The organism is Parvibaculum indicum, from assembly GCF_011762095.1.
Taxonomy (GTDB): Bacteria; Pseudomonadota; Alphaproteobacteria; order Parvibaculales; family Parvibaculaceae; genus Parvibaculum; species Parvibaculum indicum.
This window is the reverse complement of sequence record NZ_JAASQO010000009.1, coordinates 164,834-187,737: the sequence shown is the minus strand read 5'-3', so window position 1 is coordinate 187,737 and position 22,904 is coordinate 164,834. Positions and strand designations below refer to the sequence as shown.

Annotated in this window: 24 protein-coding genes; 14 read left to right on the top strand and 10 right to left on the bottom strand. The window is 62.8% G+C overall.

The genetic code is table 11. From position 1 onward, the window contains the following. The first annotated feature begins 4 nt into the window (after nt 1-4). From hisA to coaA, 6 genes are all read left to right on the top strand, one after another. The gene (gene hisA, locus FHS78_RS12605; protein WP_167094723.1) at nt 5-736 is read left to right on the top strand and encodes a 1-(5-phosphoribosyl)-5-[(5-phosphoribosylamino)methylideneamino]imidazole-4-carboxamide isomerase; all 732 of its coding nucleotides are present in this window, start codon (nt 5-7) and stop codon (nt 734-736) included. Further along, nucleotides 736-1,494: an imidazole glycerol phosphate synthase subunit HisF gene (hisF, locus tag FHS78_RS12600; RefSeq protein ID WP_167094722.1), complete on the top strand. Its 759-nt coding sequence runs from the start codon at nt 736-738 to the stop codon at nt 1,492-1,494. The genes hisA and hisF overlap by 1 nt, the downstream gene beginning before the upstream one ends. 58 nt (nt 1,495-1,552) lie before the next feature. Then, nucleotides 1,553-3,127: a CHAD domain-containing protein gene (locus tag FHS78_RS12595; RefSeq protein WP_167094721.1), complete on the top strand. Its 1,575-nt coding sequence runs from the start codon at nt 1,553-1,555 to the stop codon at nt 3,125-3,127. Between the two features lie 130 nt (nt 3,128-3,257). Further along, complete coding sequence (locus tag FHS78_RS12590) at nt 3,258-4,334, top strand: pentapeptide repeat-containing protein (protein WP_167094720.1); 1,077 nt, start codon at nt 3,258-3,260, stop codon at nt 4,332-4,334. Nucleotides 4,335-4,493: 159 nt separating this feature from the next. Beyond that, a complete protein-coding gene (locus FHS78_RS12585) occupies nt 4,494-4,823 on the top strand; it encodes a phosphoribosyl-ATP diphosphatase (RefSeq protein WP_167094719.1) in 330 nt (109 codons plus the stop codon). Nucleotides 4,824-4,868: 45 nt separating this feature from the next. Next, a complete protein-coding gene (coaA, locus tag FHS78_RS12580; RefSeq protein WP_167094718.1) occupies nt 4,869-5,843 on the top strand; it encodes a type I pantothenate kinase in 975 nt (324 codons plus the stop codon). Nucleotides 5,844-5,913: 70 nt separating this feature from the next. Here coaA and FHS78_RS12575 read toward each other — a convergent pair whose 3' ends face one another. Next, entirely contained in the window at nt 5,914-6,912 is a 999-nt protein-coding gene (locus FHS78_RS12575) for an adenosine kinase (protein ID WP_167094717.1), read from the bottom strand. A 162-nt stretch (nt 6,913-7,074) separates the two neighbouring features. Between FHS78_RS12575 and FHS78_RS12570 the strand changes: the two genes are divergently transcribed. Together FHS78_RS12570 and FHS78_RS12565 are read left to right on the top strand one after the other, a co-directional pair. Next, entirely contained in the window at nt 7,075-7,740 is a 666-nt protein-coding gene (locus tag FHS78_RS12570) for a sulfate transporter family protein (protein WP_167094716.1), read from the top strand. Continuing rightward, complete coding sequence (locus tag FHS78_RS12565) at nt 7,730-8,122, top strand: hypothetical protein (RefSeq protein ID WP_167094715.1); 393 nt, start codon at nt 7,730-7,732, stop codon at nt 8,120-8,122. The genes FHS78_RS12570 and FHS78_RS12565 overlap by 11 nt, the downstream gene beginning before the upstream one ends. A gap of 4 nt (nt 8,123-8,126) precedes the next feature. Here the strand turns inward: FHS78_RS12565 and nth are convergent, their stop codons facing one another. Then, nucleotides 8,127-8,774, bottom strand: a complete 648-nt coding sequence (gene nth, locus FHS78_RS12560; RefSeq protein ID WP_205305304.1) for an endonuclease III — start codon at nt 8,772-8,774, stop codon at nt 8,127-8,129. Between nth and FHS78_RS12555 the strand changes: the two genes are divergently transcribed. Further along, nucleotides 8,749-9,390 carry a DUF2244 domain-containing protein gene (locus tag FHS78_RS12555; protein ID WP_167094714.1) on the top strand — a complete coding sequence of 214 codons (642 nt, stop codon included), beginning with the start codon at nt 8,749-8,751 and terminating at the stop codon, nt 9,388-9,390. The genes nth and FHS78_RS12555 overlap by 26 nt on opposite strands. Nucleotides 9,391-9,400: 10 nt before the next feature. Here FHS78_RS12555 and FHS78_RS12550 read toward each other — a convergent pair whose 3' ends face one another. From FHS78_RS12550 to dnaK, 5 genes are all read right to left on the bottom strand, one after another. Then, a complete protein-coding gene (locus tag FHS78_RS12550) occupies nt 9,401-10,033 on the bottom strand; it encodes a 2,3-bisphosphoglycerate-dependent phosphoglycerate mutase (protein ID WP_167094713.1) in 633 nt (210 codons plus the stop codon). A 39-nt stretch (nt 10,034-10,072) separates the two neighbouring features. After that, the gene (gene dapB, locus FHS78_RS12545; protein WP_167094712.1) at nt 10,073-10,888 is read right to left on the bottom strand and encodes a 4-hydroxy-tetrahydrodipicolinate reductase; all 816 of its coding nucleotides are present in this window, start codon (nt 10,886-10,888) and stop codon (nt 10,073-10,075) included. Nucleotides 10,889-10,968: 80 nt separating this feature from the next. Beyond that, nucleotides 10,969-11,394, bottom strand: coding sequence for a bleomycin resistance protein (locus FHS78_RS12540; protein WP_167094711.1), 426 nt, complete (start codon nt 11,392-11,394; stop codon nt 10,969-10,971). Nucleotides 11,395-11,466: 72 nt separating this feature from the next. Next, the gene (dnaJ, locus tag FHS78_RS12535) at nt 11,467-12,627 is read right to left on the bottom strand and encodes a molecular chaperone DnaJ (RefSeq protein WP_167094710.1); all 1,161 of its coding nucleotides are present in this window, start codon (nt 12,625-12,627) and stop codon (nt 11,467-11,469) included. Between the two features lie 93 nt (nt 12,628-12,720). Next, entirely contained in the window at nt 12,721-14,649 is a 1,929-nt protein-coding gene (gene dnaK, locus FHS78_RS12530) for a molecular chaperone DnaK (protein ID WP_167094709.1), read from the bottom strand. A 278-nt stretch (nt 14,650-14,927) separates the two neighbouring features. On the opposite strand from dnaK, the gene FHS78_RS12525 reads away from it, so the two are divergent. Together FHS78_RS12525 and FHS78_RS12520 are read left to right on the top strand one after the other, a co-directional pair. Next, a complete protein-coding gene (locus FHS78_RS12525) occupies nt 14,928-15,596 on the top strand; it encodes an alpha-ketoglutarate-dependent dioxygenase AlkB (RefSeq protein WP_246220477.1) in 669 nt (222 codons plus the stop codon). Nucleotides 15,597-15,732: 136 nt separating this feature from the next. Next, a complete protein-coding gene (locus FHS78_RS12520; RefSeq protein ID WP_167094708.1) occupies nt 15,733-17,595 on the top strand; it encodes an alkaline phosphatase D family protein in 1,863 nt (620 codons plus the stop codon). A gap of 5 nt (nt 17,596-17,600) precedes the next feature. Here FHS78_RS12520 and FHS78_RS12515 read toward each other — a convergent pair whose 3' ends face one another. From FHS78_RS12515 to hrcA, 3 genes are all read right to left on the bottom strand, one after another. After that, a complete protein-coding gene (locus FHS78_RS12515) occupies nt 17,601-18,305 on the bottom strand; it encodes an NnrU family protein (protein WP_167094707.1) in 705 nt (234 codons plus the stop codon). Nucleotides 18,306-18,431: 126 nt separating this feature from the next. Then, a complete protein-coding gene (gene grpE / locus FHS78_RS12510) occupies nt 18,432-19,064 on the bottom strand; it encodes a nucleotide exchange factor GrpE (protein WP_167094706.1) in 633 nt (210 codons plus the stop codon). An 88-nt stretch (nt 19,065-19,152) separates the two neighbouring features. Next, nucleotides 19,153-20,211 carry a heat-inducible transcriptional repressor HrcA gene (gene hrcA, locus FHS78_RS12505; RefSeq protein ID WP_167094705.1) on the bottom strand — a complete coding sequence of 353 codons (1,059 nt, stop codon included), beginning with the start codon at nt 20,209-20,211 and terminating at the stop codon, nt 19,153-19,155. 191 nt (nt 20,212-20,402) lie between these two features. On the opposite strand from hrcA, the gene rph reads away from it, so the two are divergent. Genes rph through hemW form a run of 3 tightly spaced genes read left to right on the top strand, consistent with a single transcriptional unit; the run spans nt 20,403 to nt 22,904 of the window. After that, nucleotides 20,403-21,119 carry a ribonuclease PH gene (gene rph / locus FHS78_RS12500; protein ID WP_167094704.1) on the top strand — a complete coding sequence of 239 codons (717 nt, stop codon included), beginning with the start codon at nt 20,403-20,405 and terminating at the stop codon, nt 21,117-21,119. Beyond that, nucleotides 21,116-21,724, top strand: a complete 609-nt coding sequence (rdgB, locus tag FHS78_RS12495; protein WP_167094703.1) for an RdgB/HAM1 family non-canonical purine NTP pyrophosphatase — start codon at nt 21,116-21,118, stop codon at nt 21,722-21,724. Before rph ends, rdgB begins: the two co-directional genes overlap by 4 nt. Next, entirely contained in the window at nt 21,705-22,904 is a 1,200-nt protein-coding gene (gene hemW / locus FHS78_RS12490) for a radical SAM family heme chaperone HemW (RefSeq protein WP_167094702.1), read from the top strand. The genes rdgB and hemW overlap by 20 nt, the downstream gene beginning before the upstream one ends.

Genomic DNA, 22,904 nt, shown 5'->3' with positions numbered 1-22,904 from the left:
ACTCATGATCCTGTTTCCGGCCATCGACCTGAAGGACGGCCAGTGCGTGCGCCTCGTGCGCGGCCTGATGGAAGAGGCCACCGTCTTCAATGACGACCCGGCCGCTCAGGCCCGTGCCTTCGAGACGGCGGGCTTCGAATATCTCCATCTGGTCGATCTGAATGGCGCCTTCGAGGGTCGCCCGGTCAATGCCGACGCGGTGGAGGCCATTCTTTCCGCCATCTCCATCCCCGTTCAGCTCGGCGGCGGCATTCGCGATCTGAAGACCATCGAGACCTGGCTCGGCAAGGGGATCGCGCGCGTCATCATCGGCACGGCGGCGGTGAAGGATCCCGACCTCGTGATCGAGGCCTGCAGGAAGTTCCCCGGGCAGATTGCGGTGGGTCTCGATGCCAAGGGGGGCAAGGTTGCCACCGAAGGCTGGGCCGATGTCTCCGAACTCACCGTGCTCGATATGGCAAAGCGCTTCGAGAATGCGGGCGTCGCGGCCATCATCTATACCGATATCGACCGCGACGGCGTACTGGAGGGCCTCAACATCGAAGCGACGGTCGGTCTCGCCAATGCGATCTCGATCCCGGTCATTGCTTCGGGCGGGCTTTCCTCCATCGAGGATATCAAGGCGCTTCAGGCCGCGAATTGTCCCGGCATCGAGGGCGCCATTTCCGGCCGCGCACTTTACGATGGCCGCCTCGACCCGAAGGAAGTGCTGGCGCTGCTGAAAGGGCAAGCCTGATGCTCAAATCCCGCGTCATTCCCTGCCTCGATGTGAAGGACGGCCGCGTCGTCAAAGGCGTGAACTTCGTCGACCTGCGCGACGCGGGCGATCCGGTGGAGGCCGCACAGGCCTATGACGCGGCCGGCGCGGACGAACTTTGCTTTCTCGACATCACGGCGAGCCATGAAGAGCGCGCCATCATTTTCGATGTGGTGCGCCGCACGGCGGAACATTGCTTCATGCCGCTGACGGTGGGCGGCGGTGTGCGCACCGTGGAGGATGTTCGCGCCCTCCTTCTTTCCGGCGCCGACAAGGTGTCGATCAACACGGCCGCCGTCACCAATCCGGAATTCGTGCGACAGGCATCGGAAAAATTCGGCAATCAGTGCATCGTGGTTGCCATCGACGCCAAGCAGGTTGCCCCCGGCAAATGGGAGATCTTCACCCATGGCGGCCGCAAGCCCACGGGCATCGACGCGGTGGAATATGCTGCGCGCATGGCCGAACTCGGCGCCGGCGAAATCCTTCTGACCTCCATGGATCGTGACGGCGCGCGCAACGGCTTCGACATTGCGCTGACCCGCGCCGTGGCCGATGCGGTTGCGATACCGGTGATCGCATCGGGCGGGGTCGGGACGCTCGATCATCTGGTCGAGGGCGTTCGCGACGGCCATGCAAGCGCGGTGCTCGCCGCCTCGATTTTCCATTTCGGCGAGTACACGATTGGCGAAGCCAAGCAACATATGGCAGATGCCGACGTCCCGGTTCGGATTTAACGCGATCGTCGCAGGTCCGACGCGATGAATTGTCATTTTGGGGTGCGCTAATATACAAGTGAGCCCGGAACGACAGAACGATGACCAGACCGGCTGTGCCGCGACCATGATCGACAGGGAAATCGAACTCAAACTGCAATGCACGCCCGAGGCGATGGAGCGCCTGCGCCGGGCGCCGCGTCTGCGCGAAAGCGGTATGGCGACCGGTCGCAAACGGATGCGATCCGTCTATTTCGATACGGGCGATCTGCGGCTTGGTGCAAATGGCTTTGCACTGCGGTTGCGCTTCACCGGCGACAAATGCATCCAGACCCTGAAGGCGGGCGACGACCGGACGGCGTCGAGCTTTCTCCACGATACGGAAGAATATGAATCCCTTCTTCCCTGTCGTATCGACGAGCCGGATCTGGAGCTATTGCCGCCGCCGGTTCGCGAAAAGCTCCGTAAGCTGATCGATGACGAAAGACTTCTTCCCCGCATCGAGAGCGACATCGACCGCGAGACGGTCGACCTTCGGTCCGAGGAAGGCGACCGGGTGGAGCTGGCTTTCGATGCCGGCTTTGTGAAAGCCAATGGCAGCAAGGCGGATATTTGCGAAGTCGAACTGGAGCTGAAGGAAGGCCGGCCCGAAGAGCTTTACCGCATCGCCCTCGACTTTGCCGACATCGCGCCCATGTGGATCGCGCGTATGAGCAAGGCCGAACGCGGCTTTGCCCTTCTCCGGGGAACGGCTTCCGCCGCGGTCAAGGCCGACCATACGGATCTCCGGGAAAACCTTTCGGCCGAGGAGGCTTATGAAGTCATCCTCCGGGACTGCCTCCTGCATCTGCTGGCCAATGAAGGCCCCGCTTTCGATGCGCGCCTGCCCGAGGGGTTGCACCAGCTTCGCGTGTCGCTGCGGCGAATGCGCTCCGCCTTTACCGTTTTCCGCAAGGAGATCGGTGGCGAAACGGCGGAAATGCTCTCCGCGGAAGCGAAATGGCTCGGCAATGCGGTGGGCCGCGCGCGCGATTTCGATGTCTTTACCCAGGATATTCTGGAACCGGTGACGCCGGCCGAGGGCGAGGAAGAAGCCTTTGCCGTCCTGAAGCGCAAGGTGGAAGAAGAACGCGCCCGCGCCTGGGCTGCCGCCGACAAGGCAATCCATTCGCAACGCTACAGCCGCTTCGTGCTGCAACTGGCATTGTTTCTGAGCGAACGGGGCTGGCGTGCGAAAAGCGCCGCGCGCGATCCGGTGACCGCCTTTGCGGTACGCGCGCTCGACAAGCGGCAGGCCAGTGTCGAAAAGCTGGGGAGCCGCATGAGCGAGCTCGATGAGGAAGAGCGCCATGAATTGCGCAAGCGCCTGAAAAAGCTGCGCTACACGCTTTCCTTCTTCCAGTCCCTTTTCGGGCGGAAAAAGGCCAAACCCTATCTGAAGGACCTTGCCCGTCTGCAGGATGCTTTCGGTGCGTTGAACGATCTGGCGACCGCCCGTGCCATTCTGGGCGAGCTGGCTAAGGACGATACCGCGCTCCAGCCCGCGGTCGCGCATGTCGCGGCCTTCCATCTGGCAAGGGCGGAGCGGGAATGGGAGAGCGTTCGTTCCCTGTGGGCGGATTTCACTGCCCGCCCCGCCTTCTGGCGCGGCTGACGCCGTTCTATTCCAGCCCTATTGCGGCCCGGCGAAATTTTCCGTGGGGTTAATCATTTCGGAAATACTCGTCGCTACGCTCGGTGAAACGCTTGCCGAATTTGCACCAGAGTATCGGGATCGCGAAAAAATGAGTTCGTCTCCGGCGCCCAGCCGCAAGGAAAACAAGCCCCGCGCGGTCGCCCCTCGAGAAGGCCAGGCGATTGTGGGTCGCCGCATATCGCAGGACGCGCTTCGCCGGATTGCCGATTTCCATATTCGCTATCTGCGTGGCGTGCCCAATGGCTGGTGCGTGGTGATGAAGGAATGCGATCTCTCCGGTCTCGATTTCCGCGGCCTGAATTTCTCGCAGGGCCATTTCATCGGTTGCGATTTCTCCGGCGCCAATCTCGAAGACGCAGCCTTCAAGGGTACGAATCTTTTCGGCGCCGGGTTCGACGACGCCAATCTGACCCGGACGAATTTCGCCCGCGCCGATCTGCGTGGCGCGCATTTCGAGAATGCGGAGCTTTCCGGGGCGGAACTTGCCGGCGCGGATCTGCGGCGCGGCTCGGTCATCAAGCGCGGAACCGACGCACCGTCGGGCCGGGAAAACTCTTCCTTTCGCGGGGCCAAGCTTCTCGGCACGAACATGTCGGAGTGCAAGCTGCAGGGCGCCGACTTCGAAGGCGCCGACATCTCGGGAGCGACCCTGCAGGGCGCCGACCTTCGCGGCGCAAGTTTTAATGGGGCGGAACTGACCGGCGTCTCGCTTGTCGGGGCAAACCTCTCCGAAGCCGATTTCCGCCGCGCCGTCATGGACGAGGCGACGGCGAATAACGGCGACATGATGCTGGCCGAAAAGCCGCGCCGTGCGCCGGGCCCGGAACGTCTCGCCAAAATGCTGTCGGCCCATATGCTCTGGATTCAGAGCGACGAGGCGAAAGGCGCAAGAGCCGACTTTTCGCGAATGGATATGTCGCGCATGGATTTTGCCGGTGCCGTTCTGGCCGGTGCCGATTTCCATGAGGCGATCCTGGCCGACGTGAATTTCGAACGAGCGTTCCTGGCCGCCGCCGACCTTCGCGAAACGGTGCTGAAACGCGCCAATCTGCGCAATGCGGATTTGCGCGGCGCAGATCTTCGCGGCGCGGACCTCACCGAGGCCATCCAGGACGGGGCGAAACTGGGCGATCTTGCCGGCACGGCGCTCTCCACCCGCCGTTGACGCGAGAATGGGACGGGCCTTTCCGGTTTCTCACCCCTTCGCGCTTCCGCCTCATCCTCCCGTTTACTGGCCACTTGTGGATAAATCTGCTAGGTGAGCGCCTTTGGAGCCGGCATGAACGAAGGCGCCGGCGATTTCCTTTAGCCTGAGGACAGACCGATGGGCGTCGACGCCTCCCAACTCGATGGCCTCTTCCGCACGATCATGTCGCGCAAGGGAGCCTCGCCCGAAACCTCCTACACGGCGAAACTTCTGGATCGCGGCGTGGAAAAATGCGCGCAGAAGCTCGGCGAAGAAGCGGTGGAAACGGTGATCGCGGCATCCGCCGGGAAGCGTGACGAGGTCGTCACCGAAGCGGCGGACATGCTCTACCACTGGCTCGTGCTCATGGCCGCCCTCGACATCGACCCGACGGAGGTCTATGGGGAGATTGCCCGGCGCGAAGGCCAGTCGGGTCTGGAAGAAAAAGCGAGCCGCAAACGGGGCTGACCCGTCAAAGCGTCTCTCGGAGCAACAGCGATCCGGAACCAGACGATGCCCGACAGTGCGAGCCCCGATGGATACGAAAAGGCGTCCACTCTTTCACCCTATCGCCATTTCACCGCCGAACGCTGGGGCAGACTGCGTGAGGATACGCCGCTGCCGCTCTCGGCGGAGGATCTGGAACGCCTGAAGGGTTTCGGCGAGCGCGTCTCGCTGGCCGAGGTGGAGGAAATCTATCTCCCGCTGTCGCGCCTGCTGAATCTTTATGTGGCGGAGATGCAGGAACTCTACCGCGTGACCTCTGACTTTCTGGGCACCAAGCAGGCGAAGGTTCCCTATATCATCGGCGTGGCGGGTTCCGTTGCGGTAGGCAAATCCACGACCTCGCGTATTCTTCAGGCATTGCTCGCGCGTTGGCCGAACCATCCCAAGGTGGACCTGATTACCACCGACGGCTTCCTCTACCCTAACGCGGTCCTGCTCGAACGCGATCTGATGGGCCGCAAGGGCTTTCCGGAGAGTTTCGATATCAAGAAGCTGTTGCGCTTCCTCTCCAATGTGAAGTCGGGTTGCGCGGAAGCAGCAGCGCCCGTCTATTCGCATCACACCTATGACATCGTACCCGGCGACGAGATCGTCATTCGCAACCCCGACATTCTCATTGTCGAAGGGCTCAACGTGCTGCAGCCCTGGAAGCCCGACGAGGGTGAAGACCCCGTCCCCTTCGTTTCCGACTTCTTCGACTTTTCCATCTATCTCGATGCGGATGAGGAGGCGATCCGGCGCTGGTATATCGAGCGTTTCATGAGCCTGCGGGAAACCTCCTTCAAGGATCCCGACGCCTATTTCCATCGTTATTCCAAGCTCTCGGACGATGAAGCGGTCGAGACGGCGGACCAGATCTGGACCTCGATCAACCTGGCGAACCTGCACAGGAACGTGCTTCCCACCCGCCAGCGCGCCGATCTCATCCTGCGCAAGGGCGACGACCACCGCATCCGCGACGTCTATCTGCGCAAACTCTGAACATCGGCATTGGCCAATGAAAAACCCCCGGCCTTTCGACCGGGGGTTTCGCGTTTCATAAGCCGTTGGCTTACGCCACGAGGCCGCGTTCCTTCGCAAGGTTGGACAGCTTCACCTCGGGCCGCGGGCCGACATGGGAGATCACCTCCGCCGCCGCCATATGGCCGAGCCGGGCGCATTCGACCGGGCTCTTGCCGCGCGACAGGCCGTAAAGGAAGCCGCCCGCATACTGGTCGCCCGCGCCCGTCGTATCGACGACCTTGGAAACCTTTTCGGCATCGGCGACATGCACCTCGCCATTGGCGACGACCACCGAGCCCGCTTCGGAGCGCGTGATCGCGGCGAACTTGCAGTCCTTCAGCACCTTCTGCAGCGCTTCGTCGAAGACATCGGTCTCATAGAGCGAGAGGATTTCCGCTTCATTCGCGAAGAGAAGATCGACCTCCTCCTTGGCGAGCTTGCGGAATTCGTCGCGATAGCGGTCGACGCAGAAACTGTCCGACAGCGTCAGCGAGACGAGGCGGTCCGCGCCATGCGCGATCTTCGCCGCTTCCAGGAAGGCTTCCTTCGCCTTGGGCGGATCCCACAGATAGCCTTCCATATAGGTGATGGCGGACGCCTTGATGGCTTCCGGATCGATATCGGAAACGGAAAGGTTCTGCGCCGCGCCGAGATAGGTGTTCATGCTGCGCTGGGCGTCCGGCGTCACAAGAATGAGGCAGCGCGCCGTCGGGTCGCCGTCGGTCGCGGGCTCGGAGGTGAAGTGCACGCCGAGCGAGCGGATGTCATGGGTGAAGACATCGCCCAGCTGGTCCTTGCGCACCTTGCCGAAAAAGGCGGCCTTGCCGCCCAGCGATGCGAGCCCCGCAATCGTGTTGGCGCAGGAACCGCCGGACACTTCCGTGCCCTGTCCCATCTTCGAATAGAGCGTTTCCGCGCGCTCGGCGTCGATCAGCGTCATTGCGCCTTTTTCGATACCGTTCGCGATCAGAAAATCGTCATCCGCATGCGCGATCACATCCACGATCGCATTGCCGATGCCGGCCACGTCAAATTTCAGGTCGGTCATGATCCTCAGCTTGGTTGATACTTGGGTGGGTTCGCGCGGCAGTATAGGGATGTGGCGCGACATGTCCAAAAGCGCAGGTTTCTGCGGGTTTGCGCGCGCGACATCGACCCGTTAAGCTCGCCGCTCCCCGCCCGCGGGCCTGGTGCAAAGGATTTTGAGCGAATGATCTCCGATGCGGTGCGCGCCCTGAGAGAAACCTTCTCTCCCCCCTTCCGTGGCGTCATGTGGATTTCGCTGGGTCTTACCGTTCTGCTGCTCGCCGTTTTCGGCGCGGGCGCGCAATGGGGGCTCGATGCGATGCCCCTGACGGGCACGGACTGGCTCGACACGATCATCGACATTCTGAGCCGCTTCATCGCGGTGGTGATCCTGATTCCGCTCGTCCTGCCGGTTACGACGCTGGTGGCGGGACTTTTTCTGGAAAGCATCGCCGCGGAAGTGGAACAAAAGGACTATCCATCCGATGCGCCGGGCCGCGATCAGCCCTTCTTCCGCTCCATCGTAACGGCGTTGCGTTTCACGCTGGTGCTGATTGTCTTCAATCTCGTGGCGCTCCCCTTCTACTTCATCCCTATCGCCAATGTGATCGTCTTCTGGGGCATGAACGGCTATCTCGTGGGCCGCGAGTATTTCGAGCTGGTCGCGCTGCGCCATCATGATGAGAAGGATACGAGAGCGTTGCGCCGCGGCTACTTCCCGAGCGTTTTCGTGGCGGGCATTGCCATCGCCGCCTTCGCTACCGTGCCGGTTCTCAATCTTTTTGCACCCGTTTTCGGCACGGTCTTCATGGTGCACACCTATAAAAGGATAAATGCCCGTGCGGCCTGATCTGCGCCTGTGTCTTGTTCTGGGCGGGGTGCTGCTGCTCGCCGGTTGTCAGACGCCCCGTCAATATCCCGATGCGCGCGGTGGCGATGCGATGGCGAGCCTGCCGCCGCAGCAGAAGCTGACGCCCGACGGTCTGGTCGGCGTTGCGCCGGACCTGCTGGAACGGCGTCTCGGCCAGCCGGATTTCCGGCGTACCGAGCCGGGCTCGGAGATCTGGCAATATGGCGGAAGCGGATGCTCGCTCTTCGTCTATTTCTATCCCGACGATCAGGGCCGGATGGGCTCGACCTATATCGACGCCCGCCGTCGCCAGGGCGGGTCGGCCGACAAGCAGGCCTGTATCGACGATGTGGCCGCCAGGCGGTCGGCGCCGATGTCGTGAGACCTTACGCCGCCACCGTCTTTCCCTTGAACAGACAGAGATCGTTCACAGGACAGGCCGGGCAGTCGGGCTTGCGCGCCTTGCAGACATAGCGCCCATGCAGAATGAGCCAGTGATGGGCATGGAGCCGGAACTCTTCCGGCACCCGCTTTTCGAGCTTCTGCTCGACTTCCAGCACATTCTTGCCCGGCGCAAGCCCCGTCCGGTTTGAGACCCGAAAGATATGGGTATCGACCGCGATGGTCGGCTCGCCAAAGGCGACGTTCAGCACCACATTGGCCGTCTTGCGCCCCACCCCCGGCAACGCCTCCAGCGCCTCGCGCGAGCGAGGTACCTCGCCGTCATGTTGCGCGATGAGCTGTTCGGACAGCGCGATCACATTCTTGGCCTTGTTGCGGTAAAGGCCGATCGTCTTGATGTGGTCGGTGAGCTTGCCGAGACCCAGCTTCACCATCTTCTGCGGCGTATCGACGATCTTGAAGAGCTTCTCGGTCGCCTTGTTGACGCCCTTGTCGGTCGCCTGTGCCGACAGCACCACGGCGACCAGCAGCGTGTAGGGATTATGGTATTGAAGCTCCGTCTCCGGCTCCGGCAGCGCCTTTTGCAGGCGGCGGAAGAATTCTTCGATGGCGGGCTTCTTCATCAGGGGCATGGATCGGCTCTCCGGCTGCGGCGCCACCGCGCATTGTCGGGCGGCGGCTCAAACCCTATTCTATACAGCCATGACGCCATTGCCGGAACATCGCAGCCACGCAGTCTTGCCCGCGGACGGGACGCTGCATTTCAACGCCCTCATCACGCCCCATCGCTCGCTGGGGCGGCAGGGCTTCCTCGTGGTCATGGGGATCGTGGTCGGGGTCAATTTCCTGGCGGGCTTTCTTTTCGCCCTGAAAGGCGCCTGGCTGGTGGCCCCCTTTTGCGGGCTCGACGTGGCGCTGGTCTGGTGGGCCTTCCGCGCCAACTACCGCGCCGCCCGCGCCCATGAGACCGTCCAGCTCGGCGAGAACGAGCTGATCGTGCGCCGCGTCGATCAGTATGGACGGGCGACGGGCTACAGCTTCGAGCCCTATTGGGTGCGGCTCGATCTGAAGGAAAATCCCGACGAGACGACGGAGCTTCACCTGCGCAGCCATGGCCGCGACCTGGAGATCGCCTCGTTCCTCTCCGTGCCGGAGCGCCGGGACTTCGCCGATGCGCTTTCCCGGGCCCTGCATGAATGGCGCGCCGTACCCCAGCATCATGGGATCGCGGAGCACGCCACTCCCTGATGTCAGGCGATCAATGCGCCTCGCGCTCGATCAGCATTGTCTTTGAAAGCACCTTGCCGTTGTCGTCCAGCTCATAGACGATCGGCGCGCCGGTCGCGATGTTGAGCTTGGTGATCTCGTCTTCCGAAAGACCGTCGAGCTGCATGGCGAGCGCACGCAGGCTGTTGCCATGCGCGGCGACCAGCACCTTCTCGCCCTTCAGTACGCGCGGCAGGATGTTCGCCTCGTAATAGGGCAGCACTCGTTCCGCCGTCATCTTCAGGCTTTCGCCGCCGGGCGGCGGCACGTCGAAGGAACGGCGCCAGATATGCACCTGTTCCTCGCCCCATTTCTCGCGGGCATCGTCCTTGTTGAGGCCGGAAAGATCGCCATAGTCGCGCTCGTTCAGCGCCTGGTCCTTTACGATCTCGATATCGCTCTGACCGAGTTCTTCGAGCAGGATGCGATTGGTTTCCTGCGCGCGCGTCAGCGCGGAGGTATAGGCAACGTCGAAATGATAGCCGGCCTTCTTCAGCGCCTCGCCTGCTTCCCTGGCTTCTTCCTTGCCTTGCTCGGTCAGCTCCGGATCGCGCCAGCCTGTGAAAAGGTTTTTCTTATTCCAGTCACTCTGTCCATGACGGACGAGAACAAGCAGGTTGGCCAAGGTTCGCTCCTTTGCTCTGTGGTCTGATGAAAGTCTGGATTAATTGATGCCGAGCACGTCGGCCATGTCATAGAGGCCGGGCTTCCTGCCCTGCGCCCAAAGCGCTGCCTTGACGGCGCCGCGCGCGAAGATGCCGCGGTCTTCCGCGATATGCCCGAGCACGAGGCGCTCATGCGCGCCGGCGAAGATCGCCTGATGCTCGCCAACCACCGAACCGCCCCGAAGCGCGGCAAAGCCGATCGCGCCTTCCTTGCGTTCGCCGGTAATGCCGTCGCGCCCGCTCTCGAAATTGTCCTTGAGCGGGATGTCGCGCCCTTCCGCCGCCGCTTCGCCCAGCATCAGCGCCGTGCCGGAGGGCGCATCCACCTTGTGACGGTGATGCATCTCGACGATTTCCACATCCCAGCTCGCATCCAGTGCACGCGCGGCCTGCCGCACCAGCGCCGCGAGCAGATTGACGCCAAGGCTCATATTGCCCGCCTTGACGATGATGGCGCTCTTTGCCGCTTCCGCGATGGCGGCTTCATCCTCATCGGTGAAGCCCGTGGTCGCGATCACATGCACCTTGCCCGCCTTTGCCGCTTCCTGCGCAAAGGCGACACTCGCCGCTGGCCGGGTGAAGTCGATGATAGCGTCGCAAGCGGAGATCACGGCGCCTGCGTCGCTCGTCGCCTCGAGGCCGAGCTTGTGGGCAAGGCCCGCCAGCTCCCCGAGATCGACGCGCAGATGCGGCGAGCCTTCCGCCTCGATGCCGCCCCCGATGGCGACGCCCGGGGTCTCGTGCACGATCTTGAGGATCGTGCGCCCCATGCGCCCGGCGGCGCCGGTCACGGCTATCTTCAGGTCCTGGGTCATATTCTTAGCGCCTCTGGTATTTGACCGGGGATATAGCAGGCGGGACGGGTTGGGCCAAGTGAGCGCCCATTCCTGTGATGTCACAGCGGTCTTTTGCCGAGGTTGCTGAAAAATCGCAGCAAGTAGCCGTCAGGGTCGGCAACGACGAATTGAAGGTTTCCCGCCTCTCGGTCTCCCTGCCGGTACCAGCGCTCTTCCAGTGGAACATGAATGGCGAGCCCGGATGCCTGAGCATTAGTATACAGCGCCCGAACGTCCGGCACCTCGATCTGAAGGTTCATCCCCCGTCCGAATGGAAATACCATCGCCGCGGTATGGAAGCGTCGTCCCGGCCCGGCCAACTCTTCGAGCATGAGATGAGCGTTCCCGAGAGTGAGATAGGCAAAGCGCTCTTTGGGGCGAGAGTAGAGGACCTTGAAGGTGAATACTTCGGTATAGACCTTCAGGGAGGCCTCCAGATCGGTCACATCAAGTTCGGGTACAATTGCAGGCGTTTCGACAGACATGTCCCTACCCGATAGGCGGCGGAATGCAAAAGGCCCCGCCGAAGCGGGGCCTTCTATCCTGTACCGGTTCGGTCAGTTCTGGAAGCTGTCCCAGAAATCCTTCACCTTGGCGAAGAAGCCGGTGCTTTCGGGATTGTTGGCGTCGCTGGATCCCTCTTCGAACTCCTTCAGAAGCTCTTTCTGCTTCTTGGTGAGCTTCACCGGCGTTTCGACGGTCACCTGGATATAGAGGTCGCCGAAATCGCGCGTATTGACGATGGGCATGCCCTTGCCGCGCAGGCGGAACTGGCGTCCGGTCTGCGCGCCTTCCGGCACCTTGACCTTCACTTTCTTGCCGCCCAGCGTCGGGACTTCGATCTCGCCGCCAAGCGCGGCTGTCGCGATCGAAATCGGCACCCGGCAGAAGAGGTCCGCTCCGTCGCGCTGGAACAGCGTGTGCGGACGCACCGACAGGAAGATATAGAGATCGCCGGGCGGGCCGCCGCGCAGCCCGGCCTCGCCCTCACCCGCCAGGCGAATGCGTGTGCCGTCTTCGACGCCCTGCGGAATATTCACCGACAGCGTGCGTTCCTTTTCGATCCGGCCTGCGCCGTTGCACGCCTTGCAGGGCTTGTCGATGGTCTGGCCGCGCCCATGGCAGGTCGGGCAGGTGCGTTCCACCGTGAAAAAGCCCTGGCTGGCGCGGACGCGCCCATCGCCCTGGCAGGTCGGACAGGTGACCGGGCTCGAACCCGGCTCCGCGCCGCTGCCATGGCACTCCTCGCATGTGACCGAACCGGGTACGCGGATCTGCGCCTTTTTGCCTTCGAAGGCCTCTTCCAGCGTGATGTCGAGATTGTAGCGCAGGTCGTGACCGCGCATCCGGCCGCCATCGCCGCCGCGCCCGCCTCGTCCGCCGCGCCGTCCGCCCATGAATTCGCCGAACAGATCGTCGAAAATGTCGGACATCGACGCGCCGAAATCGCCGTGAAAGCCCTGCTGGCCGCCACGGGGACCGCCCATGCCGCCCTCGAAGGCCGCATGGCCGAACTGGTCGTAGGCGGCGCGGGACTGCTCGTCCTTCAGCACGTCATAGGCCTCGTTCAATTCCTTGAACTTGGTCTCGGCCTCGTCGTCGCCGGCGTTCTGGTCGGGGTGATATTTCTTGGCGAGAGACCGGTAGGCCTTTTTCAGCTCGTCGGCTGAGGCGTTCCGGTTCACGCCGAGGATTTCGTAATAGTCGCGCTTGGACATTGAAGGATTACCCGATGGGCACCGAGCTTGGGCCCTGAAGCGTTTGAAGTCGGACGGGACGCATCAGGCATCCCGTCCACTCGTTGGAACTCCTTAGGAGTCCTTGCTCTCGTCCTTCTTGTCGTCATCCTCGACTTCCTCGAAGTCGGCATCGACGACATCGTCCTGCGAGCCGTCGGCTTCATCGCCGCCGGCGGCATTCGCCTCGGCATCGGCCTGCTGCTGCTTGTAGAGCGCTTCGCCGAGTTTCATCGAAACCTGGGTCAGCGCTTCCGTCTTCGCCTTGACGTCGTCGGCGGAACCATCCTTGAGAGCCGTCTTCAGCTCTTCGGCGGCCGTTTCGACTTCCGACTTCACCGCCTCGTCGATCTTGTCCTTGTTTTCCTCCAGCGTCTTCTCGGTGGAGTGGACAAGGGCTTCGGCGTGGTTGCGGATCTCGACTTCCTCACGCTTCTTCTTGTCTTCCTCGGCGTGGGATTCGGCATCCTTCACCATCTGCTCGATATCCGCCTCGCTGAGACCGCCGGAGGCTTCGATGCGGATGGTCTGTTCCTTGCCGGTCGCCTTGTCCTTGGCCGACACGTTCACGATGCCGTTGGCGTCGATGTCGAAGGCAACCTCGATCTGCGGCACGCCGCGCGGCGCGGAGGGAATGCCGACAAGGTCGAACTGGCCGAGCAGCTTGTTGTCGGCCGCCATTTCGCGTTCGCCCTGGAAGACGCGGATCGTCACCGCGGACTGATTGTCCTCGGCGGTGGAGAAGGTCTGCGCCTTCTTGGTGGGGATCGTCGTGTTGCGGTCGATGAGGCGGGTGAACACACCGCCCAGCGTTTCGATGCCGAGCGAAAGCGGCGTCACGTCGAGCAGCAGCACGTCCTTGACGTCGCCCTGCAGCACGCCGGCCTGAATGGCGGCGCCCATCGCCACCACTTCGTCCGGGTTCACCGACATGTTCGGTTCCTTGCCGAAGAAGGCCTTCACCTTCTCGCGGATCTTGGGCATGCGCGTCTGACCGCCGACAAGCACCACTTCGTCGATCTGACCGGCATTGACGCCCGCATCCTTGAGCGCGGCCTTGCAGGGCTCGATCGTGCGCTCGATGAGGCCGTCCACCAGTGCTTCCAGCTTGGAGCGCGTGATCTTGAGGTTGAGATGCTTCGGGCCGGAGGCATCCGCCGTGATGAAGGGCAGGTTCACTTCCGTTTGCGAGGACGAGGACAGCTCGATCTTCGCTTTCTCGGCCGCCTCTTTCAGGCGCTGCAGCGCGAGCTTGTCTTCGCGCAGGTCGATCCCGTTTTCCTTCTTGAACTCATCGGCCAGATAGCCGACCAGCAGCATGTCGAAATCTTCGCCGCCGAGGAAGGTGTCGCCGTTCGTGGCCTTCACCTCGAACACGCCGTCGCCGATTTCGAGGATCGAAATATCGAAGGTGCCGCCGCCGAGGTCGTAGACGGCGATGGTCTCGCCGCTCTTCTTCTCAAGCCCGTAGGCGAGCGAGGCCGCGGTCGGCTCGTTGATGATACGCAGTACTTCGAGCCCTGCGATCTTGCCGGCGTCCTTGGTCGCCTGGCGCTGGGCGTCGTTGAAATAGGCGGGAACGGTGATGACGGCCTGTTCGACCTTCTCGCCGAGATAGCCCTCGGCCGTTTCCTTCATCTTCTGCAGGATGAAGGCGGAAATCTGCGAGGCGGAATATTTCTCGCCATGCGCTTCCACCCAGGCGTCGCCATTATCGGCGCGGACGATGCTGTAGGGCACCATATCCTTGTCTTTCTGGGTGGTCGGGTCGTCATAGGCGCGACCGATAAGGCGCTTGATCGCAAACAGCGTATTGGTGGGGTTGGTCACCGCCTGGCGTTTGGCGGACTGACCGACCAGCCTCTCGCCATCCTGCGTAAAGGCCACCATGGACGGTGTCGTCCGCGCGCCTTCGCTGTTTTCGATGACTTTGGCCTGATTGCCTTCCATGACCGCGACACACGAATTCGTCGTGCCAAGGTCGATGCCGATTACTTTTCCCATCTTGCGTCTGGTCCTCTTGTCTGTGGCAGGCCGGGCAAGCCCCGATTGCTGTCCGTTTCTCCGAAGAGACGTCACCAGCGCGGGCGCTTTGCGAGGGAAGGAAGGCGAACCGCCAACCCGCCCCGGACCGGCCCCCAAAGGGTCCTTTAGGGGTTGGAACTGGTTGCGCTGTATATAGGATTGGGTTCTACGGGCCGCAAGCGGTGATGCGGCAATTTGGTCACACTGGTTTTTCGGCCTGTCCCGGGATCTGCCATGTCGCATGAGCGGGTGAACGCATGACGACAGCCTCCGCGTCGGCGAAAACGGCGCTGAAAGCAAGGGCCCGAGGCGTGGATACAGGTATGGCGGGGCTCGTGCTCTTTCCCCATGCGCTGGACGATGCGGCCCAGCAACACCTGGCCACCGAATTGCGCGAGGCCGTCCGCGCCGCGCCGCCCTATCGCCCGACCATGCCGCGCACCGGTCAGCCCTGGTCCATCGCCCAGACAAATCTCGGACCGCTGGGCTGGGTTTCGGACGTCTCCGGCTATCGCTATGAGCCCCGCCACCCGGAAACGAACCGCCCCTGGCCCACCATACCCGAAAGCCTGCTGGCGCTCTGGGACGAGCTGACCGGCTATCCCGCCCCGCCCGAGGCCTGCCTGTTGAATATCTATCGCGGGCCGAAAGCCAAAATGGGCCTGCATCAGGACCGGGACGAGGAGGCGCTGGATGCGCCCGTCCTCTCCCTTTCGCTGGGCGACACATGCGTCTTCCGGGCGGGTGGATTCGCCCGCCGCGATAAATCGAAGAGTTTCAGGCTCGCTTCCGGCGACGTCCTGTTGCTGGGAGGCGAGAGCCGCCTGCGGTTTCACGGTGTGGACCGCATCATTCCCGGCTCGTCCTCGCTGCTCGAGGGCGGCGGACGTCTCAACATCACGCTGCGCCGCGTGACGAAACCCTGACAATGCATCTTTCCGGTCCTTCCGGGCAGGTTTTCATGCGCGTTCGGACCGGCAAAAAAACCGACATTGTGGCTTGATAGTCTAACGGTCATGTCGTGGCGCGTGATCGGCAGTTTCATGTCCGGGGGTTTTCAGTATGAGTTGGGATCGCTTTACCAGAAGACAGACGCTTTTGGGCCTGACCGCCGTCGGCGGGCTCGGTCTCGCCGGGTGCGATGAAAACAAGGAGGCGACGGAAAGTTTTGACGCATCCTTCGGCCATGGCGTGGCAAGCGGCGATCCGAAAGGCGATGCGGTCATCATCTGGACGCGCGTGACCACGAGCGAAACCTCGCCCGTGCCCGTTCAGTGGATGGTGGCGGAAGACGCCGATTTCACGAAACCGGTCGCCGAGGGCGAAGCGCAGGCGAGCGCCGCCCGCGACCATACGGTGAAGGTGGACGTGACGGGCCTCGCGCCCGGCAGCGCCTATTACTACCGCTTCGCGGTAGGCGACACGCTTTCGCCCGTGGGGCTTACCAAGACGCTGCCCGCCGACACCGCGCAGGCGCGCTTCGCGGTGATCTCCTGCTCGCATTATTCTTTCGGCTACTACCACGTCTACCGGGAGGTCGCCGCATTAGACAACCTGGATGCTGTCGTGCATCTGGGCGACTATATCTACGAATATGGTGTGGATGGATATGGCGGCGATGTGGGCAAGCAACTGGGCCGCATGCATGAGCCGCCGCATGAATTGCTGACGCTCGCCGATTATCGCACCCGATTTGCGCAATACCGCGCCGATCCCGATCTGCAGGCCGCCCATGCCGCGGCCCCTTTCATCACCGTCTGGGACGATCACGAGACGGCGAATAACAGCTGGATCGGCGGCGCGGGCAATCACGATCCCGCAACCGAGGGCGATTGGGAAACGCGCCGCGATGCCGCGCTGAAGGCCTATTTCGAGTGGATGCCCATGCGCGACCCCACGCCCGGCAAGGCCTTCTACGCGCTCAACCGCTCCTATGAATATGGCAAGCTGGCGTCGATCCATGTCGTCGAAACGCGGCTCACGGGGCGCGATGACGCGCTGAGCTATGGGACCGACATGGTCTATGAGGAAACCGTCTTCGACGCCTCGGACCCGGACAATCCGGTTGTCGTGATGGAAGAGCCCGCCCCCGGCGCGGACATCCGGCGCGTGAAAACGCCCTATGACGCGGCAGGCCAGCCGGTCCTCGACTATGCGCGGATGGTGGAATGGCAGGAAAAGGGCCTGCCTGAAGGCTACGGCTACAAGCCGGACACCAAACGCTTCCGGGAGGAGAAGCTGAAGGATCCCGCCCGGCACATGATGGGCGAGAAGCAACAGGCCTGGCTCGCCGGCGAGTTGAAGAAGGCTCGCGCGAAGGATGTCAAATGGCAGGTTCTGGCCAACCAGATCGTCATGGCCCGAATGGATGCGCCCGACTTCACCACGGCCTTCCCCGCCGACATCGTGGAAAAGGCGCGCGCCTCGAGCCCCTACACGAAGCGCTGGCTCGACAACACGAAGCTCGGCCTGCCCATCAATCTCGATTCATGGGACGGCTATCCGGTCGCGCGCGAAAAGCTCTATGAAGGCGCGAAGGCGGCGGAAGCGAACCTGCTCGTGCTGGCCGGCGACAGCCATAATTTCTGGGCGAACGACCTGCATGACGACGCAGGCGATCTGGTCGCCGTCGAATTCGGCACGACCAGCGTTACCTCGCAATCGGGCTATCGCTATCTGGGCGACGATCCGCGTATCCCGGAAATCGCGGAAAAGGTCATGGTCTCGCATTGTCCGGAAGTCAAATACGCCAATGTTGCCCATCACGGCTTCGTGCTGCTCGAACTGACGGCGGAAAAGGCCGACGCGACCTATATGGCCGTGACCACCGTTCGCGAGAAAGAGTACGAACCTATCTCCCTCGCCCGCTTCACCGTGACGGCCGACAGGCCCGGCAAGCTCTCCGGCCTCAGGCGCGAGGCCTGACAGCCCTAGTACGGATACCAGCCCGGTACCGGGGTGACGCCGAAGGCCCAGAGATGGCCGTAGAAAACCGCGCCGAAAGCGACCAGCGCGGCGAGGATTCGCCACCAGCCAAGTTCGCCGATGGCCAGTTTGTTGCGCCCGGCGAAGATCGCTCCGAAAGGCAGGTTGGAAGTGGTTGCGGTGAAGCTCTTCCAGCTTTCGCCATAAAGCCGCTTGCGCTTGGCATCGATCGATAGCGTCCCCAGCGCGGCGAGCAGCGTGAAGGTGCCGAAGAAAATGAGCGAGGCCTTGTCGCCGTTCATCGCCATATGGGTGAGCCCCCAGATGATGACGGACCAGAGAAACGGGTGCCGCGTGATGCGCAAAATGCCCTTCACCGTACCCGGGTTTTCCATCAGCCCTTCCGCGCCGACCGAGGTCGGGTTGGGTGTGGTCAGGCCGACAATGCCGATCAGGAAGGCAAGCAGCATCAGAAGCGGGGCGGCATGTTTCAGCCCGTCCGGCGTCACCCAGTGAAGCTCGTTCGGGCCCTCCAGCGCCAGATTATAGGACCAGCAAAGCCAGACGATGCCCGCCAGAGAGGCGAGCGAGAAGAGCCCGCGATAAGGCCCCTCGCCAATTGCACCGACGATACGGTCGCGCAGGCGGGTGCCTGCGATGATGAGATGGATACCCAGAAAAAACGCCGCCGCCGCCCAGAGCATAAGCATGATCGCCTCCCCGATTTTGGTTCCGAAATCGACCTATAACAGTGTTATAAATTAGGCCGAACGCTGAACTCGTCAAGTAGTAGGGACCAAAAAACGGAAGGATACCAGTCCGCGGGCAGGCGGAAGTCAGGCAGAGGTGTCCACATTGGCGCCGGGGCCGCCCGATCCGCCGCCTTCATCCGCCTTGGCGACGCCCACACGGGCCGCGCGCAGCAGCCGGTCGCCGATCATGTAGCCCGCCGACATGACCTGTACCACCGTGCCCGCGGGCTGGCCGGTGCCGGGCACCTCGAACATGGCTTCATGCAGATTGGGGTCGAATTTCTCGCCCTCCGCGGGCGTCACTTCCCGCACCCCGTGGCGTTCGAAGGTGGTGAGGAGCTGACGGTCGGTCATTTCCACACCTTCGATCAGCGCTTTCACGCTGTCGGGCACCTGCGAGCGGTCGTCCTCGTTGAGCGCACCCAGCGCCCGGCGCAGATTGTCGGACACTTCGAGCATGTCGCGGGCGAAGCTGGCGGCGGCGAATTTCACCGCGTCCTGCTTGTCGCGCTCGGTGCGCTTGCGGGTGTTTTCCATTTCCGCCGCGGCGCGCAGCAGCCGGTCCTTGAGGTCGGCGACCTGCGCTTCCAGCTCCGCGACCGGATCGGTTTCAGGCGCGGCCTGTTCCGCCCCCTCGCCTGCCGCCGCCGCTTCTGCTTCCGGCGTGTCGGTTTCGGGGGTTTGGGGTGCTTGCGTCTTTTTTTCTTCGTCGCTCATGGTTTTCCGGTTCGAAAAGAAGATGGCGGCTCGATGGGCTGATGTGCGGCGCGCGGGCGGATATGTCAACCCGCCTCGCCCGAACGGGCTATTTGATGAGACGGCTGACAAGCTTGGCGGTGTAGTCCACCATCGGAATGACCCGCGCATAGTTCAGCCTTGTCGGGCCGATCACGCCCAGTACCCCCACCACATGCTCGTCGGCATCCATATAGGGGCTCACGATCAGCGAAGAGCCCGACATGGAAAAAAGCTTGTTCTCCGAGCCGATGAAGATGCGTACGCCGTCGGCGGATTCGGCAAGGTCCAGAAGCTGGATCAGGTCGCGCTTGTTCTCCAGCGCATCGAAGAGATGGCGGATGCGTTCCAGATCGTCCAGCGCATGCAGATCTTCCAGAAGATGCGAGCGTCCGCGTACGATGAGCGATTTGGCCAGCGGGTCGTCATTGGATGCCCGTCCGCCCGACCAGGTCGCAAGCCCCGCCTCGATCACCTTGGCGGTCAGCGCGTTGAGTTCGGCCCGCTGCTTTTCGACCTCTCGGGCGAGGAAGCTCTTGGATTCCTCAAGCGTCCGCCCCCGCAAATGGGCGTTGAGATAATTCGTCGCTTCCGACAGCGCCGACGGCGTCAGTCCCTTGGGCATTTCGATGACGCGGTTTTCGACGCCCCCGCCCTCCGTCACGATAACGACCAGCGCGCGCTCGGCATCGATCGGCACGAACTCGATATGCTTCAGCGCATCGTCATGGGTCGGCGCAACGACGAAACCCGCCGCATTGGCAAGCCCGGACAGAAGCCGTGTCGCCTCGTCCAGCACGTTTTCGACATCGCGTTCCGTGCCCGCGACCTGCGCCTCAATGGAGATGCGTTCCTCGTCGGAGAGATCGCCCACTTCCAGCAGCCCGTCGACAAAGAGCCTGAGGCCCATATCGGTCGGCACGCGGCCGGCGCTTGTATGCGGCGAGAACAGGAGCCCCAGCGTCTCCAGATCCGACATCACATTGCGGATCGAGGCCGCCGACAGCGACATGGGCATGGTGCGCGACAGGAAGCGCGATCCGACCGGATCGCCGGTCTCCAGATAGGCTTCGACGATATGGCGAAGGATCTCGCGCGAGCGTTCATTGAGATCCTTGACGGCGACCATGAATGGGCAAACTCCGAGGGGCGATGTGAGCGATGACGTTGCGCGGTATAAGATATTGAAATCGCCGCCTGAATCTAGGAACGGCATGTCCGTCCGTCAATCCGCGCCCGCTCCGCTTTACGCTGGCTCCGCCAGCCTGTAGGTAAGCGACACGAAAAAAGCGGACAAGACAACAGAAACGGACCTGACCCATGCGACCTTCCGGCCGATCGCCGAACGAAATGCGCGCTGTGAGCTTCGAGCCCGGCATTGCCAAACATGCCGAGGGCTCCTGCCTGGTGCGCTTCGGCGACACGCATGTGCTGTGCACCGCCTCTCTGGAAGAGCGGATCCCGCCCTGGCTGAAGGGCCGGGGCGAAGGCTGGGTGACGGCGGAATACGGCATGCTGCCCCGCTCCACCCATGAGCGCATGCGCCGCGAGGCAAACGCCGGCAAGCAGTCGGGCCGGACGCTGGAAATCCAGCGCCTGATCGGGCGCTCCCTGCGCGCCGTGGTCGATCTGCGTTCGCTGGGCGAGCGTCAGATCACCGTCGATTGCGATGTGATTCAGGCAGATGGCGGCACCCGTACGGCGTCGATTACGGGCGGATGGGTCGCGCTGCATCAATGCATCCAGTGGATGAAGGCCCGCGACATGATTTCCGCGCCCGTGCTGAAGGATCATGTGGCGGCGATCTCCTGCGGCATCTACAATGGCACCCAGGTTGTCGATCTTGATTATGCCGAGGATTCCACCGCCGATACCGATGCGAATTTTGTCATGACGGGCAAGGGCGGCATCTGCGAAATCCAGGGCACGGCAGAGGGCGAACCCTTCTCGGATGAGGAATTCACCTCCCTGCTCACCCTCGCCCGCACGGCGATTGCCGATCTCGTCGAGGCGCAGAAAAAGGCGGTCGCGGGATGACGCGGACATTCGAGCGGAACGGCAAGCTGGTTGTCGCCAGTCATAATCCGGGCAAGGTCCGCGAAATCGCCGATTTGCTCGCGCCTTTCGGCATCGAGACGGTTTCCGCGGGCGAGCTGGATCTGCCCGAGCCGGAGGAAACCGGCACGACCTTCCGCGAAAATGCGGAGCTGAAGGCGCTGGCGGCTGCGAAAGCCGCGGACCTCCCTGCCCTGGCAGACGATTCCGGCTTATGCGTCGGCGTCCTGAACGGAGCGCCGGGCATCTATTCCGCGCGCTGGGCCGGACCGAAAAAGGATTTCGGCTTCGCCATGGAAAAGCTGCGCGTGTCGATCCTCGAAGCCGGTACGCATGACACCTCCGCCTGGTTCGTCTGCGGTCTGGCGCTGGCCTGGCCGGACGGGCATGTGGAATATTTCGAGGGCCGGGTGGACGGCGAACTGGTTTGGCCGCCACGCGGCGATAAAGGCTTCGGTTACGATCCCATGTTCGTGCCCAAAGGGCACGACATCACCTTCGGCGAGATGGATCCGGCGAAAAAGCACGCCATGTCCCACCGCGCCGATGCTTTCCGGCAGCTCGTGGATGCCTGCTTCAAGAGCTGACAATAAGGTCGTTGAAGCAGGGTCGGCGGGTGAGCCCGGTTTCGGCATCTATGTCCATTGGCCCTTCTGCCAGTCCAAATGCCCCTATTGCGATTTCAACTCGCATGTCGTTGCGCATGTCGATCAGTCCCGCTGGGCGCGCGCGCTTGCAGGCGAGCTCGCCCGATATCGCGCGCTGACGGGCCCGCGCGAGGTCACTTCCATTTTTTTCGGCGGCGGCACGCCCTCCCTCATGACACCGGACACGGTGGGCGCGGTGATGGAGGCCATTGCCCGGCTCTGGCATGTGCCGGACGGCGTGGAGGCGACGCTGGAGGCTAACCCCACCAGCGTGGAGGCCGAACATTTCCTCGGATACCGGGCGGCGGGGATCAACCGCCTGTCGCTGGGCGTTCAGTCTCTGGATGACGAGCAGCTGAAATTCCTGGGGCGGCTGCACAGTGCGAGGGAGGCTATGGCCGCCATCGCGCTTGCCCGCGAAACTTTTCCGCGCCTGTCGTTCGATCTTATTTATGCGCGCCCCTGCCAGACGCCGGAGAGCTGGGCAGCAGAATTACGCGAGGCGCTTTCTCACGCCGCCGACCATCTCTCGCTCTACCAGCTCACCATTGAAGAGGGCACGGCCTTCGAGCGTCTGTATGAAAAGGGCGCCTTCCGTCTGCCCGACGAGGATTCGGCAGCGGCGCTTTATGCCCTGACAGCGGATATCTGCGCGGAGAAGGGACTGAAGGCCTATGAGGTTTCCAACTACGCCATACCCGGTGCGGAATGCGCCCATAATCTCGTCTATTGGCGCTATGGCGACTATGTCGGCGTCGGTCCAGGCGCGCATGGCCGGCTGACCGTCGGCGGCAACCGGATCGCCACAACGGCGCGCCGTATGCCCGGCGACTGGCTCGAGGCCGTGGAGGCAACGGGCGACGGGACGCAGACCGCCGAAGAGGTGAGCCCGGCGGAGCAGGGCGACGAGATGATGCTGATGGGTCTCCGGCTGGAGGAAGGCGTCTCGCTCGCCCGCTACGAGGCACTGACGGGCCGGGCGCTTCCAGAGGAACGGCTCGCCCGGCTGGGAGAACAGGGGCTCATCGCCCGCGCGCAACGCGGCAACGACACCCGCCTCATCGCCACATCGCAGGGCCGCATGGTGCTGAACGCGCTGCTGGGCGAATTGCTGGCCTGA

Bases quoted from the DNA above. Each gene is read 5' to 3' on its own strand.
- dnaK (WP_167094709.1), bottom strand. From the start codon at position 14,649: ATGGGAAAAGTAATCGGCATCGACCTTGGCACGACGAATTCGTGTGTC.
- dapB (WP_167094712.1), bottom strand. From the start codon at position 10,888: ATGACCCAGGACCTGAAGATAGCCGTGACCGGCGCCGCCGGGCGCATG.
- hrcA (WP_167094705.1), bottom strand. From the start codon at position 20,211: ATGGTCGCCGTCAAGGATCTCAATGAACGCTCGCGCGAGATCCTTCGC.
- dnaJ (WP_167094710.1), bottom strand. From the start codon at position 12,627: ATGTCCAAGCGCGACTATTACGAAATCCTCGGCGTGAACCGGAACGCC.
- hisF (WP_167094722.1), top strand. From the start codon at position 736: ATGCTCAAATCCCGCGTCATTCCCTGCCTCGATGTGAAGGACGGCCGC.
- coaA (WP_167094718.1), top strand. From the start codon at position 4,869: ATGCCCGACAGTGCGAGCCCCGATGGATACGAAAAGGCGTCCACTCTT.
- nth (WP_205305304.1), bottom strand. From the start codon at position 8,774: ATGCCCCTGATGAAGAAGCCCGCCATCGAAGAATTCTTCCGCCGCCTG.
- FHS78_RS12585 (WP_167094719.1), top strand. From the start codon at position 4,494: ATGGGCGTCGACGCCTCCCAACTCGATGGCCTCTTCCGCACGATCATG.
- FHS78_RS12515 (WP_167094707.1), bottom strand. From the start codon at position 18,305: ATGCTTATGCTCTGGGCGGCGGCGGCGTTTTTTCTGGGTATCCATCTC.
- rdgB (WP_167094703.1), top strand. From the start codon at position 21,116: ATGACGCGGACATTCGAGCGGAACGGCAAGCTGGTTGTCGCCAGTCAT.
- hemW (WP_167094702.1), top strand. From the start codon at position 21,705: ATGCCTGCTTCAAGAGCTGACAATAAGGTCGTTGAAGCAGGGTCGGCG.
- FHS78_RS12570 (WP_167094716.1), top strand. From the start codon at position 7,075: ATGATCTCCGATGCGGTGCGCGCCCTGAGAGAAACCTTCTCTCCCCCC.
- FHS78_RS12575 (WP_167094717.1), bottom strand. From the start codon at position 6,912: ATGACCGACCTGAAATTTGACGTGGCCGGCATCGGCAATGCGATCGTG.
- FHS78_RS12590 (WP_167094720.1), top strand. From the start codon at position 3,258: ATGAGTTCGTCTCCGGCGCCCAGCCGCAAGGAAAACAAGCCCCGCGCG.
- hisA (WP_167094723.1), top strand. From the start codon at position 5: ATGATCCTGTTTCCGGCCATCGACCTGAAGGACGGCCAGTGCGTGCGC.
- grpE (WP_167094706.1), bottom strand. From the start codon at position 19,064: ATGAGCGACGAAGAAAAAAAGACGCAAGCACCCCAAACCCCCGAAACC.
- rph (WP_167094704.1), top strand. From the start codon at position 20,403: ATGCGACCTTCCGGCCGATCGCCGAACGAAATGCGCGCTGTGAGCTTC.
- FHS78_RS12520 (WP_167094708.1), top strand. From the start codon at position 15,733: ATGAGTTGGGATCGCTTTACCAGAAGACAGACGCTTTTGGGCCTGACC.
- FHS78_RS12525 (WP_246220477.1), top strand. From the start codon at position 14,928: ATGACGACAGCCTCCGCGTCGGCGAAAACGGCGCTGAAAGCAAGGGCC.
- FHS78_RS12540 (WP_167094711.1), bottom strand. From the start codon at position 11,394: ATGTCTGTCGAAACGCCTGCAATTGTACCCGAACTTGATGTGACCGAT.
- FHS78_RS12555 (WP_167094714.1), top strand. From the start codon at position 8,749: ATGGCGGGCTTCTTCATCAGGGGCATGGATCGGCTCTCCGGCTGCGGC.